Origin of the sequence: Cellulosimicrobium sp. NPDC057862 (assembly GCF_042797035.1) — a bacterium.
In the GTDB taxonomy this organism is placed as follows: Bacteria; Actinomycetota; Actinomycetes; order Actinomycetales; family Cellulomonadaceae; genus Cellulosimicrobium.
Map to the genome: position 1 here is coordinate 186,472 of NZ_JBHVMH010000004.1, position 12,879 is coordinate 199,350.

A 12,879-nucleotide genomic window follows, 5' to 3' on the forward strand; every position below is an offset into this window, starting at 1 on the left:
TCCCACCCCATTCCGCCGGAGGCGCGTGCGAGGCGGCTGCTCGACACCGGGATCGCGCTCGCGCCGCCGTCGGGCACCCCCACCAGGACGCCTGGCGCGCGGCCCGGCGGTAGCGTTGACCTGTGACTTTCCAGGAGGGTGGCTCGTTCGAGGGCGGACGGGTCCGCAAGGGCGGCGGTCGGCGCGGCACGATGATCGCGGGCGGCGGGATCGGGGCCGTGCTCGTCGCGTTGCTCGTCGCGTTCCTCGGCAACCAGACCGGCGTCGACCTCAGCGCGCTCACGGGCGGCGACGCGTCCGACTCCGGCGCGTACGGCGAGGGGCAGCAGGAGTACATCGACACGTGCACGGCCGAGGAGGCGAACTCGACGCGCGAGTGCCGCCTCAACGGCACGGTGCAGTCGCTCGACGCCTACTGGGCCGAGGCCCTCCCGGAGCAGGCGGGCGTCCAGTACGCGCTCCCGGAGGTCGTGAGCTTCACCGGACAGGTCTCGACGGGCTGCGGCGCGGCGACCAGCGCCGTCGGACCGTTCTACTGCCCGCCCGACCAGACGGTCTACATCGACCTCGGCTTCTACGACGACCTCACGAGCCGGTTCGGCGCGAACGACGGCGGTCTCGCGGAGATGTACGTCGTGGCGCACGAGTTCGGGCACCACATCGAGCAGCTCGTCGGCGCGATGGACGCGGCGGACCGCCAGGGTACGGGCCCCGAGTCCGACTCCGTCCGCATCGAGCTCATGGCCGACTGCCTCGCGGGCATGTGGGCGGGCCACGCCGCGAGCACCGTCGACCCGGACACCGGCGTGACGTTCCTCGCGCCGATCACCGACCAGGAGCTGAACGACGCGCTGTCCGCCGCGTCCGCCGTCGGCGACGACCGCATCCAGGAGGCCGCCACCGGCCAGGTGAACCCCGAGGGCTGGACCCACGGCTCGAGCGAGCAGCGCCAGCGCTGGTTCACCATCGGCTACAACGGCGGCACCCTCCAGGACTGCAACGCGCTCTCCGCCGCGACGCTCTGACCGCTCCCGCCGAGATCGACCCGGCCGCCACGAGATCGGCCCTCCCGGGGTCGATCTCGGACGTGCAGGTCGATCTCGCGGCCGTCGTCACAGCTCGATCGAGTACATCCGCGAGCCGGTGACCTTCTCGTAGCCCAGGCTCGCGTACAGGCCATGAGCACCGGAGGGGTTCTCGGTGTCGACGTCGAGCGCGGCGTACTGCATGCCGTCCGCGGCGAAGGCGCGCATCCCGGCTGCGAGCGCCGCGACGGCGACGCGACGCCCCCGGTACGCGCTGCGCACGCCGAGGATCTCGGTGTAGCCGAACGTGTAGCCGCGCACGGGGAAGTCCTCGTCGTAGCGACCCGCCATCTCGTAGCCGACGACGAGCGGCTCGCCCGCGCGGAGCGCCGCCGCGGTCTCGGGGTCCGTCGTCGGGTCTGCGAGGAGCGCGTCGACGTCGGGCGCGTCGTCGACCACGAGGAAAGACCATTGCGGCGCGAACTCGCTGCGGCCGTGCGTCCACGCCTCGGAGGTGCGGGGCTCGCTCCCCCAGTGGTCGCGGAACGCGTCGTTGTGCGCGAGGCGGGTCGCCTCGTCGAGCTCCGTCGACCACGGGACGAGCCGCAGCGACCCGTCGAGCGGCACCTCGGGTATGGGCGTGGTGAGGTCGCGACGCAGGTCGGAGTAGAAGCGGCGGGTCTCGAGCCCGAAGCGCGCGTAGAGCCGCGCCTTCGCCGGCGGGTCGGTGTCCTCGCCGTAGGTGAGCAGGCGCGCGGGCAGCTCCTTGCCGCTCGCCGCGAGGAGCTGGCGTCCGCGCGCGATCTCCCACGCGAACAGCTCCCGCCCGACGCCGCGCCCTCGGTGGCTGGGGTGGACGCCGCCCCAGAGGAACGCGCGCACGGTGTTCGCGTCGCCCGGGTTGGTGTCGACCAGGGCGTACGCGCGCAGCGTCCCCTCGGTGTCGACGCCGACGAGCGAGTCGGCCGCGAGGTCGCGCCACGGCGCGGTGAACAGCTCCTCGATCTCGCCGATCGTCTCGCGGTACGGCTCCTGGTCCGCCTCGGCGATGCCGTTGCGCAGGGCCAGCAGCGCGGGCGCGTCGGCCGGCTCGGCGGCGCGCCACGTCAGGTCGCCCGCCGTCACGGCCAGCAGGGTTGACGGTGCGGCGGCGCGCTCGGCGATCGGGGCGAGCGTCGTCGTGGCCGGGTTCTCGACCTGGTCGGTCGCGGGAGAGGACATGCCGACCACGGTAGGTGCGCCCGCGCCGTCGGGCACGCGCTTTTCCCACCCGACCGGACGCCCGAGCGATGCAGGTCCCGCTGAGACGGCATCCCACGACCGGGCTCGCGCGATCTACGCTGCGATCATGCCGATCGTCGTACCCCAGGACCTCGCCGACGCCCGTTCCCTGGCCCTCGCCGACGCGCTGCGCACGCGCGTCGTCGTCGCCGACGGCGCGATGGGCACGATGATCCAGGAGCAGGACCCGACCCTGGACGACTACCAGGGGCTCGAGGGCTGCAACGAGATCCTCAACGTCTCGCGGCCCGACATCATCGCCGCGGTGCACGACGCCTACCTCGAGGTCGGGGTCGACGCGATCGAGACGAACACGTTCGGGGCCAACTGGTCCAACCTGTCGGACTACGACATCGACGACCGCATCCGCGAGCTCGCCGCGGCCGGGGCACGGATCGCGCGTGAGCGTGCGGACGCGTTCGCGACCGCCGACCACCCGCGCTGGGTGCTCGGCTCGATGGGGCCCGGGACCAAGCTGCCGAGCCTCGGGCACGCGACGTACGCGCACCTGCGCGACACGTTCGCCGAGCAGGCCGCGGGCCTGCTGGAGGGCGGGGTCGACGCGATCCTCGTCGAGACGAGCCAGGACCTGCTCCAGGCCAAGGCGGCGGTGACGGGGTCGCGGAACGCGATGCGCGACGTCGGGCGCGAGGTCCCCGTCATCGTCCAGGTGACGGTCGAGACCACGGGCACGATGCTCATGGGCTCCGAGATCGGGGCCGCGCTGACGACCCTCCAGGCGCTCGACGTCGACGCGATCGGTCTCAACTGCGCGACCGGCCCGGCCGAGATGAGCGAGCACCTGCGGCACCTGTCGCGGCACGCGGAGATCCCCGTGACGTGCATGCCCAACGCGGGGCTGCCCGTGCTCGGCGCGAACGGCGCGTCGTACCCCCTCACGCCCGACGAGCTCGCCGCCGCGCACACGCAGTTCGTCACCGAGTTCGGGCTGGGGCTCGTCGGGGGGTGCTGCGGCACCACGCCCGAGCACCTGCGCCGCGTCGTCGAGGCGGTGCGCGCGCGGCCGGTCGTCGAGCGGCGCCCGGAGCGGGAGAACGGCGTCGCGAGCCTGTACTCGCACACGGACCTGCACCAGGACGCGTCGTTCCTCGCGATCGGCGAGCGCACGAACGCCAACGGCTCCAAGGCGTTCCGCGAGGCGATGCTCGCGGAGAACTGGGACGAGTGCGTCGAGATCGCGCGCGCCCAGACGCGCGACGGCGCGCACCTGCTCGACGTGTGCATCGACTACGTGGGGCGCGACGGCGTCGCGGACGTGAAGCAGGTCGTCTCGCGTCTCGCGAGCGCGTCGACGCTCCCGCTCGTCATCGACTCGACCGAGCCCGAGGTCATCGCGGCGGGCCTCGAGCTCGTCGGCGGGCGCGCCGTCGTGAACTCGGTGAACTTCGAGGACGGCGACGGGCCGACGTCGCGGTTCGCGCGGATCATGCCGCACGTCGTGGAGCACGGCGCGGCCGTCGTCGCGCTGACGATCGACGAGGAGGGCCAGGCGCGCACGGCGTCGGGCAAGGTGGAGATCGCGACCCGGCTCGTCGAGACGCTGACGCGCGACTGGGGCATGCGCGTGGACGACATCATCGTCGATGCCCTGACCTTCCCCATCGCCACCGGCCAGGAGGAGACGCGGCGCGACGCGATCGAGACGATCGAGGCGATCCGCGAGATCACGCGCCGCTACCCCGGCATCCACACGACGCTCGGGGTCTCGAACGTGTCGTTCGGGCTCAACCCCGCCGCGCGCACCGTGCTCAACTCCGTCTTCCTCCACGAGGCGGTCGAGGCCGGGCTGGACTCCGCGATCGTGCACGCCGCGAAGATCCTCCCCCTCGCCCAGATCCCCGACGAGCAGCGCGAGGCCGCGCTCGACCTCGTGTGGGACCGGCGGCGGTACGACGACGAGGGGAACCTCGTGCACGACCCCCTCGCCCGCCTGCTCGACCTGTTCGAGGGCGTGGACTCGGCGGCGCTCAAGGACCAGCGCGCGGCAGAGCTCGCCGCGCTGCCCGTGGGCGAGCGGCTCGAGCGGCGGATCGTGGACGGCGCGCGCAAGGGTCTCGAAGAGGACCTCGACGCCGCGATGGCGTCCGGCATCGCGGCCCTCGACATCGTCAACCAGCACCTGCTCGAGGGCATGAAGGTCGTGGGCGACCTGTTCGGGCGCGGCGAGATGCAGCTCCCCTTCGTGCTCCAGTCCGCCGAGGTCATGAAGACGGCGGTCGCGTACCTCGAGCCGCACATGGAGAAGATCGAGGGCTCGACCGGGTCCAAGGGCACGATCGTGCTCGCGACCGTGCGCGGCGACGTGCACGACATCGGCAAGAACCTCGTCGACATCATCCTCACCAACAACGGCTACACGGTCGTCAACATCGGCATCAAGCAGCCGATCTCCGCGATGATCGAGGCCGCCGAGGAGCACGACGCCGACGTCATCGGCATGTCCGGGCTGCTCGTGAAGTCGACGGTCGTGATGAAGGAGAACCTCGCGGAGCTCGCGTCGCGCGGGCTCGCCGGGCGCTGGCCCGTGCTGCTCGGCGGTGCGGCGCTCACGCGCACCTACGTCGAGGACGACCTCGCGGGCCAGTTCCCGGGCGTCGTCCGGTACGCGCGCGACGCGTTCGAGGGCCTGCGCCTCATGGAGCCGCTCGTGCGCGTGGCGCGCGGCGAGTCGCCCGACGCCGTCGGGCTGCCCGCGCTGAAGAAGCGCCGGCACGCGGTGGTCACCGTGACCGAGACGCCCGTCGAGGACCTGCCCGCGCGGTCCGACGTCGCAGCGGACAACCCGGTGCCCACTCCACCGTTCTGGGGCACGCGCCTCGTCAAGGGCGTCCAGCTCGCGGAGTACGCGGCGTTCCTCGACGAGCGTGCGACGTTCATGGGTCAGTGGGGGCTCAAGCCGGGGCGTGGCGACGACGGCGCGTCGTACGAGGAACTCGTCGAGACCGAGGGCCGGCCGCGACTCAACGCCTGGTACGAGCGGATCCGCACCGAGGGCGTCGTCGACCCGTCGGTGGTGTACGGGTACTTCCCGGTGTGGTCGGAGGGCGACGACGTCGTCGTCGCGCACCACGGCGCCGGGCTCGCGGGGATCGGTGCGCCCGACGGCGGGTCGGGCGGCGAGCCCGGGACCGAGCGGCTGCGCTTCACCTTCCCGCGCCAGCGACGCGACCGGCATCTGTGCCTCGCCGACTTCGTCAAGCCGCGGTCGTGGGTCGAGGAGACAGGCCGCTACGACGTGCTGCCCGTTCAGCTCGTCACCATGGGCGCTTCGGTCGATACGCACACGGCCAAGCTCTTCGCGGGGAACCACTACCGCGAGTACATGGAGCTCCACGGACTGTCGGTGCAGCTCACCGAGGCGCTCGCCGAGATGTGGCACTCGCGCGTGCGCGCCGAGCTCGGCTTCGCCGACGAGGACCCGACCGAGGTCGAGGGCATGTTCAAGCTCGAGTACCGCGGCGCCCGCTTCTCGCTCGGGTACCCCGCCTGCCCGGACATGGAGGACCGGACGAAGGTCGTCGAGCTCCTGCGCCCCGAGCGCGTGGGGATCGAGCTCTCCGCGGAGCTCCAGCTCCACCCTGAGCAGTCGACCGACGCGTTCGTCTTCCACCACCCCGAGGCCAAGTACTTCAGCGTCTGACGTTCTCCAGCAGCTCCAGAGCTCACGGCAGGAGCGTCAGGCCCACTTCCAGGTACTGACGACCTGCTCGATGAGCTCCTCGCCGTTGTCGTAGGGGGTGACGATCCCGATCACGAAGAACTGGACCGTATCTTCGCCCGGCGTGAACGGCTCTGGTGCGAAGGCCGTGATGAAGGCCTTCGTCCGCGTCTCCTCGAAGCCCCCTTCGACCCGGGTGATGTTCGCCGGGACACCGTCGAGGTCGATCGGCTCGTGGAGACTGATGATCGTGCCGTTCTCCGCGAAGTACGAGTCCGCGAGGGCGTCGACGGCGCCGTCGAGGTCGCTCCCGACCCCCCAGGCGTCGGACGTCGAGACGCGCACTGGTTCGACCTTCACCCGGCCGTAGACCGCTCCGACTCCCGTCGGCACGACCGCGCCGTCGATGACCTCGCCCCAGAGCTCGAGAGCGCCCAGGCACAGCTCCTCGTCGTCGGACGAGATGTTGTTCACGAAGTTCTGCGGACCCTCGTAGGACCAGCACGGCGTCTCGATCGGCTGGCCGGAGACGATCGAGTAGTCCTCCTGCGAGGGCGCTGCGAGGGTTGCTGGCACGCGCTCGCTCTGTGACGTGGCCGCAGCTCTCGATTCGTCATCCGACGCGATGTCGCGAGGCGACGCGCAGCCGCTCAGCGCGGCAAGGATGCCGACGACGACGAGGCCCATGAGCCCGCGCCTGGTGAAGGTCCGGCGACGGGACGCCTCACGCCGGCAAGGGCCGCCCTGCGTCACGCGCGACATGGTCGGGGGCTCGTACGAGTCGAGCACGATGATCCTCCTGGCCGTGGGTGTCTGGCTCCGAACGCTAGACGACCCGACGCCTGCGGCTATGAGTTATCCACAGGCTCCGACCTGCACGGCCCTGGCCCAGCACACTGTGTCCGACCGATCGACCGTTTCGAGAAGGACCAGTGGGAGAAGTGCTTCAGCGAGCGACACCCGACGAAGCGCGAGACGGAGCGCTCAGGTGGGAGCTCGACCATGAAGGGCACCAGACGAGATCCACCCGGAGCCGCTGGCCTCGCTCACCCTGCGCGTGACCCGCGAGGAAGCGGCCACGGGATGGCTCCGACTCTGGTGGGACTGGGGCCTTTCTCCTCAGTGCGTGACCGAGCCAGACAGTCGCCCAGTGCCCAGGCGCGGACGGTGAAGCGCACCGGCATCAAGCGGCCGTGCCGCCATAGTGCGCGGCCAGACGCCGCAGCCCTTCGTCGACGCTCACGGCGGGACGCCAGCGCAGGTCGCGGCGCGTTGCCCGCTGGTCGAACCAGTGCGCGGTCGACAGCTGCTCGGCGAGGAAACGCGTCATCGGCGGCTCGTCGGCGCCCGGCCGCACCCGCCAGACGGCCTCGACCAGGCTGCCCGCGGCTCGCGCGACCCCGGCCGGGACGCGCCACCGTGGTGGCTCGACGCCGCCCGCACGGCAGATGCCCGTGAGCAGGTCGGCGACGGTGCGCGGCTCGCCGTTGGTCAGCACGTACGCGCGGCCGTGCACGTCGTGGGCGCGGTCGAGCGCGGCGAGGATGCCGTCAGCGGCGTTGTCCACGTAGAGCGTGTCGATGAGCGCCGAGCCGTGCCCCAGCAGCGGCAGGCGCCCGCCCGCCGCCCGCTCGAGCACGCGCTCGACGAGCTGGGTGTCGCCCGGCCCCCACACGAGGTGCGGGCGCACGGCGACGACGCTCGGCCCGGTCTCGCCCGACCCGTCCGGTCGACGACGGCGGTCGCGGCCCAGGGCGAGCAGCTCACCCGCGGCCTTGGTGCGTGCGTAGTCGCCGCGCGCGTGCCGGGGGTCGGCCGGCGTCGTGCCCGCCCCGACCAGGGACGAGCCCAGGTGGGCCACGGACGGCGAGGACACCTGCACGAACCGCTCGACCCCGGCGCGCTCGGCCGCGTCGAGGAGCGCGCGGGTGCCTTCGACGTTCACGGCGTGGAAGTCCGCGGGGTCGCCCGCGAGCGACACCTTGGCCGCGAGGTGCACGACCGCGTAGACGCCCTCGACGGCGCGCGCGACGGCCGCCGGATCGGTCACGGACCCCTGGACGTCCTCGGCGCCCGGCACGCCGGAGGTGCGGCGCTGGAGCGTGCGGACCTCGTCGCCGCGCGCCACGAGCGCACGGGCGACGGCGCCTCCGAGCAGCCCCGACGCCCCGGTCACGAGCACGGTCACGGTTGCCCCACCCGCCCGCCGGCGAGGACGCCGTCCGCCCAGGCGGCGAGGCGCGCCCGGTCGATCTTGGAGTTGTGTCGCACGTCGGTGGGCATGCGCGGCACCACGAGCACGGCCGCGAGCGCCACGGGCGACGCGGCGCGCACGGCGGCGGTCAGCGCCTCGGGCGCAAGCCCGGGGCGCCGGACGCCCGGCTCGGTCTCGACCACCGCGACCGCCTGCTGCAGGCCCGCGGGCCCGACGCCGACGACGGCGGCCCGCCGCACCTGCGCCACCCGCTCCACGTGCTGCTCCGGCCCCACGGGTGCCAGCGGGCCGTCGGCGGTGCGGAGCACGTGCCCGAGCCGCCCCTCGATCCATAGTCGGCCCTGCGCGTCGAGGTGCCCGACGTCGCCGGTGCGGTGCCAGCGTCCGGGCGGGGTGCCGCGCTCGGCGGCCAGGTCGGTGAGCCACAGCCGGTCGTAGCGCTCCTTGAGGTGCCCGGCCCGCACGACGACCTCGCCGAGCACGCCGGGCGCGGCCGACGGCGTGCCGGTCGCGGCGCCGTCGTCGTCGAGCGCGCTGACGAGCACCTCCGCCCCGGGCACGGGGCGGCCCACGCACACGCCCGCGTCGGGGGCCGCGGCGGCGTCGCGGATGCCGCCGAGCGTGACGTCCGTGACCAGGAGGCACTCCGTCATTCCGTACGGGGTGTGTGCGGTGGCCGCGGGCATGAGCTCGGCGGCCGAGCCGAGCAGCTCGGCCGAGATCGGCGCACCCGTGGAGAGGAACGTGCGCACGCGCGCGAGGGCGGTGCGGTCGGCGGCGTCGAGCGCGTCGGCGGTCGCGACCACGTTGAGGATCGCGGCGGGCGAGAGGAACACGATGCGCGCGTCCGACGCGCGCACGGCGTCGGCGACCGCCTGGGCCGTGAGGGTGCGCGGCGAGGAGACGTCCATGCGCGGCGTCACGGACCGGGTGCCGAGCGCAGGCCCGAGCAGCGCGAACGGGGCGAAGCCCGTGACGAGCCCGGTGTCGGGACCGACGTCGAAGTGCTCGGCGAGCGTGTCGCGCAACGCGGAGAGGCGGGCGTGCGAGTACACGACGCCCTTGGCCGGGCCCGTGGACCCGGACGTGAACAGCACGGCGGCCTCGTCGTCGGGTCCGGGCTCGGGCGGCAGCGTCGCGCCCTCACCGGTGCGCGCGACGTCGACGAGCTCGTGCGTCACGCCGAGCGCACGACGGACGGCGGGCGCGAGCGGGTCGGCCGAGATCCGCACGCCGGGCCAGCCGAGCGCGCGTGCCGCGGCCAGTCCCTTAGTCTGCGCGACGACGAACCGCGGCCAGGCCCCTCGCTGGGCGCGGGTGAGCCCGCGGACCCCCAGCCCGGCGTCGGCGACCACCACGACAGCCCCGATCCGCAGGCACGCGTAGACGAGCGCGGTCAGCGTAGGCCCCGGTTCCACCAGCAGCGACACCCGGTCGCCCCGACGCACCCCGATCGCGTGCAGCCCCGCGGCCAGCCGCCGCACCTGCCGGTGCAGCGCCTGCCAGCTCACGGCTCGGGCAGAGCCGTCGGCACCGGTCGCCGCCATGTCGAGCACCGCGGGCTCGTCGTCCCCCGCCCGCGCGTCCAGCCCCGCCCACAGCGGCACGAACGGCGAGCGGGCACTCCCCTCAGCACCGGTGGCACCGACACCGGACAGCGCGTCGTCCCTGAGCCACCCGAGAACGGCGGGCGTCCAGTCGGCATCCTCGGCGACGAGATGGCCGGCGTCCGCGAACCGGTGCACGTGCGCGTGCGGCAGCCGGCGGACGAGGTCGTCGAGGTAGCGGTCGGAGAACACCGGGTCGTGCGGTCCCCACAGCAGCACGGCGGGCACGCGGAGCCGCGTCACGCCGGCGGCGATGCGGTCGAGCTCGGGCGCGCTGGGGTGCGCGGCGTCGACGGGGATGTCGGCGACGAAGCCCTCGATCCCCCGGCGATCGTGCGCGGTGCGGTAGGGCAGCCGGTAGGCGCCCGCGACGTCGCGAGGCAGGCTTGGGCGCGCCAGGGCGAGCGTCGTGTCGAGGAAGGCGGGCGTCGTGCGGGTGCCGAGCCGGTGCACGGGTCCGGCGAGCGCGAGCCGCAGCGGCGCGGGCACCGGGGCGCCGTCGGGCTGGTGCACGGCCGTGTTGAGCAGCGCGACGCCCGCGAGGAGGTCGGGGTGGTCGACGGCCCAGCCGAGGGAGACGACGCCGCCCCAGTCGTGACCGAGGGTGACGACAGGCCCGGCGAGGCCGAGGGCGTCGGTGAAGGCGCCCAGGTCGGCGACGCGGCGGGCGAGCGGGCGGTGCTCTCCCGTGCGGGCCGAGAACCCCATCTCGAGCTGGTCGACGGCGACGACGCGCCACGCCGCACCGCCGCCCCGAGCCGCGGCGACGGAGTCGGCCACGAGCCCCCGCCACAGGTAGGACCACGTGGGGTTGCCGTGCACGGCGAGCACGGTGCCGACGGGCGCGACACCGTGCCGCTCGAGCTCGGGGCCCGTGTCGAGGTAGTGCCAGGTCGCGCCCCGGGCGTCGCGCAGCACGTGGCTGTACCGCGGGTCCAGGCCCGGCAGCCCGTGCGGGACGGTGCCGGCGGGGCGCAGGAGGGAATCGGTCGCGGGCGTGAGGGCGGGCCCGGTCACCAGGCCAGCTCCAGCATCGCCGTGTTGATGCCCGAGCCCACGCCCATGAGCAGCACGCGGTCGCCCACGCCCAGCGTGTCCTGCTCCTCGACGAGCGTGATCGGCACGGACGCCGGCCCCACGTTGCCGAGCCGGTCGTAGGTGACGGGCACGCGGGAGGGGTTCAGGCCCACCGCCTCGACGATCGCGTCGGTGTGCACGCGCGAGACCTGGTGCGTGACGTACCGGTCCATGGACGACCAGTCCCAGTCGGCGACGGCGTCCTTCCAGGCGTCTACGACGAGCTCGAGGCCGCCCTCGAGCAGCGCCTTCGCGTCGGTGAACATGCCCTCCGTGCTGCCCACGCACAGGTCGTGGAACCGGGTGGCGGCGCGGGTGACGCCGCCGAGCACGCGGTGGGCGCGCGGGTGCTCGTCCGCGCGGCCCAGCACGGCGGCCGCCGAGCCGGACCCGAGCGTGAGCGAGGCGAACTCCTGCATGAAGTCGTCGCGGTCCCGGTCCTCGCGCAGCAGCCGCTCGATCGTGCGGTCGTGGATGATGTCGGCGTCCTCCCCGTCGACGACGACCGCGTAGCGGATCTGGCCGGACTCGATCATGCCCGCGGCGAGGCTCATGCCGTTGATGAAGCCGAGGCACGCGTTGGCGACGTCGAAGTTGGTGGCCGACGACGGCAGGTCGAGCCCGTGGTGCAGCCGCACCGCGACCGACGGCTCGAGGTGCTTGCGCGTGACCGACGTGTTGATCAGGAGCCCGACGTCGCTCGGGTCCACCCCGGCGGCGTGCAGCGCCTCCTGCCCCGCGGCGACCGTGGCGGCGTCGACGTCCTCCTGGGCGGTCCAGGCGCGCCGCTCGTGCACGCCCGCCACGCGTTGCAGCAGCGTGGACGGCAGGCCCAGCCGTCGCAGCGCGGGAGCAAGACGCTCCTGCACCTCGGCAGACGTCCGCACGCCGGTGGGGAGCCGACTGGTGACGGACAGCAAGGCGACGTTGGTGAACCTGGTGGTGGCGTTTCCTGACACACGAGCTCCAGACGGCCGGGCGCACCAGCGCCCGACTCAGCGACGAGACGACCGGGGGCGCGTGACCGCCGGCGCGGCCGCGCGACCGCGCCGGGCGGGGGCAGCGGCTGGTGCCGCCCACTCCCGCGTCCTTGAGCGTAGGACGCTCGGCGGGTGCCCGCCGTTCCAACCGTGCGCTGTGGGGTGCGCCACGTCGACACGGTCGGGCCGCGCGCGGCGGCACGTCGGGTCGTCGAGCGCACCTCGTTCGTCGTCGTGGCCGAGGTGGTCGGTTCCCTCCCGTTGCTCGATGAGTTCCCCGGAACCCCGCGGTCTACCCCTGGACCGAGACGGCGAGCGACCTGGAGACGACCATGGGATCCATCGAGATCGAGCTGTTCACGACCCTCGACCTCGTCGGGCAGGCGCCCGGCGGGCCGGAGGAGGACCCGGAGGGCGGGTTCGCGTTCGGCGGCTGGCAGGCGCCGTTGCTCGACGACGTCGCGGGGGCGCAGATCGCCGCGGCGTACGAGGGCACGGACGCGCTGCTGCTCGGGCGGCGCACGTACGACATCTTCGCGTCGTACTGGCCGTTCCAGGAGGGCGGGCAGGACGACGACTTCGCCGCCCTGTTCAACCGCATCCCCAAGTACGTCGCGTCGCGCGGCACGCCCGACCTGCCGTGGGCCGGGTCGACGCTGCTCGGCCCGGACCTGCCCGCGGCGGTACGCGAGGTGCGCGACCGGCACGAGCACGTCAAGGTCGTCGGCAGCCTCGACCTGGTGCAGACGCTGCTGCACGAGAAGCTGTTCGACCGTCTCGACCTGTGGGTGCACCCCATCGTGCTCGGCACCGGCAAGACCCTGTTCGACGGCGGCGCCGTCCCCACCAACCTCACCCTCCTCGAGCCGCCCGCGCCCAGCCCGACGGGCACCGTCCTGCTGCGCTACGGCCTCGCCGACGGCACGCCTGGGACGGGCGACATGAGCGAGCCGGGGCGCGGCGTCGAGCACGACGCGTGATCCTGGGACCGGACATCACCGTCCCCACGGACCGA

Annotated in this window: 8 protein-coding genes; 3 read left to right on the forward strand and 5 right to left on the reverse strand. The window is 73.6% G+C overall.

Features of this window, described 5'->3' with window-relative positions:
• Positions 1-122 precede the first annotated feature (122 nt).
• The gene (locus ACFVN3_RS07965; RefSeq protein ID WP_378232230.1) at positions 123-1,025 is read left to right on the forward strand and encodes a neutral zinc metallopeptidase; all 903 of its coding nucleotides are present in this window, start codon (positions 123-125) and stop codon (positions 1,023-1,025) included.
• Positions 1,026-1,112: 87 nt separating this feature from the next.
• Here ACFVN3_RS07965 and ACFVN3_RS07970 read toward each other — a convergent pair whose 3' ends face one another.
• On the reverse strand, positions 1,113-2,246 hold the full coding sequence (locus tag ACFVN3_RS07970) for a GNAT family N-acetyltransferase (RefSeq protein WP_378232231.1): 1,134 nt from the start codon (positions 2,244-2,246) through the stop codon (positions 1,113-1,115).
• 127 nt (positions 2,247-2,373) lie between these two features.
• On the opposite strand from ACFVN3_RS07970, the gene metH reads away from it, so the two are divergent.
• The gene (gene metH / locus ACFVN3_RS07975; RefSeq protein WP_378232232.1) at positions 2,374-5,967 is read left to right on the forward strand and encodes a methionine synthase; all 3,594 of its coding nucleotides are present in this window, start codon (positions 2,374-2,376) and stop codon (positions 5,965-5,967) included.
• A gap of 36 nt (positions 5,968-6,003) precedes the next feature.
• Here metH and ACFVN3_RS07980 read toward each other — a convergent pair whose 3' ends face one another.
• From ACFVN3_RS07980 to ACFVN3_RS07995, 4 genes are all read right to left on the reverse strand, one after another.
• On the reverse strand, positions 6,004-6,561 hold the full coding sequence (locus ACFVN3_RS07980) for a hypothetical protein (protein WP_378232233.1): 558 nt from the start codon (positions 6,559-6,561) through the stop codon (positions 6,004-6,006).
• 607 nt (positions 6,562-7,168) lie between these two features.
• A complete protein-coding gene (locus tag ACFVN3_RS07985; RefSeq protein ID WP_378232234.1) occupies positions 7,169-8,173 on the reverse strand; it encodes an NAD-dependent epimerase/dehydratase family protein in 1,005 nt (334 codons plus the stop codon).
• A complete protein-coding gene (locus tag ACFVN3_RS07990) occupies positions 8,170-10,824 on the reverse strand; it encodes an alpha/beta fold hydrolase (protein WP_378232235.1) in 2,655 nt (884 codons plus the stop codon). The genes ACFVN3_RS07985 and ACFVN3_RS07990 overlap by 4 nt, the downstream gene beginning before the upstream one ends.
• A complete protein-coding gene (locus tag ACFVN3_RS07995) occupies positions 10,821-11,843 on the reverse strand; it encodes a 3-oxoacyl-ACP synthase III (protein ID WP_378232236.1) in 1,023 nt (340 codons plus the stop codon). Before ACFVN3_RS07995 ends, ACFVN3_RS07990 begins: the two co-directional genes overlap by 4 nt.
• A 353-nt stretch (positions 11,844-12,196) precedes the next feature.
• Between ACFVN3_RS07995 and ACFVN3_RS08000 the strand changes: the two genes are divergently transcribed.
• The gene (locus ACFVN3_RS08000; RefSeq protein ID WP_378232238.1) at positions 12,197-12,844 is read left to right on the forward strand and encodes a dihydrofolate reductase family protein; all 648 of its coding nucleotides are present in this window, start codon (positions 12,197-12,199) and stop codon (positions 12,842-12,844) included.
• Positions 12,845-12,879: the final 35 nt, after the last annotated feature.

Coding starts and splice junctions, on each gene's coding strand:
- metH (WP_378232232.1), top strand. CDS start 2,374: ATGCCGATCGTCGTACCCCAGGACCTCGCCGACGCCCGTTCCCTGGCC.
- ACFVN3_RS07970 (WP_378232231.1), bottom strand. CDS start 2,246: ATGTCCTCTCCCGCGACCGACCAGGTCGAGAACCCGGCCACGACGACG.
- ACFVN3_RS08000 (WP_378232238.1), top strand. CDS start 12,197: ATGGGATCCATCGAGATCGAGCTGTTCACGACCCTCGACCTCGTCGGG.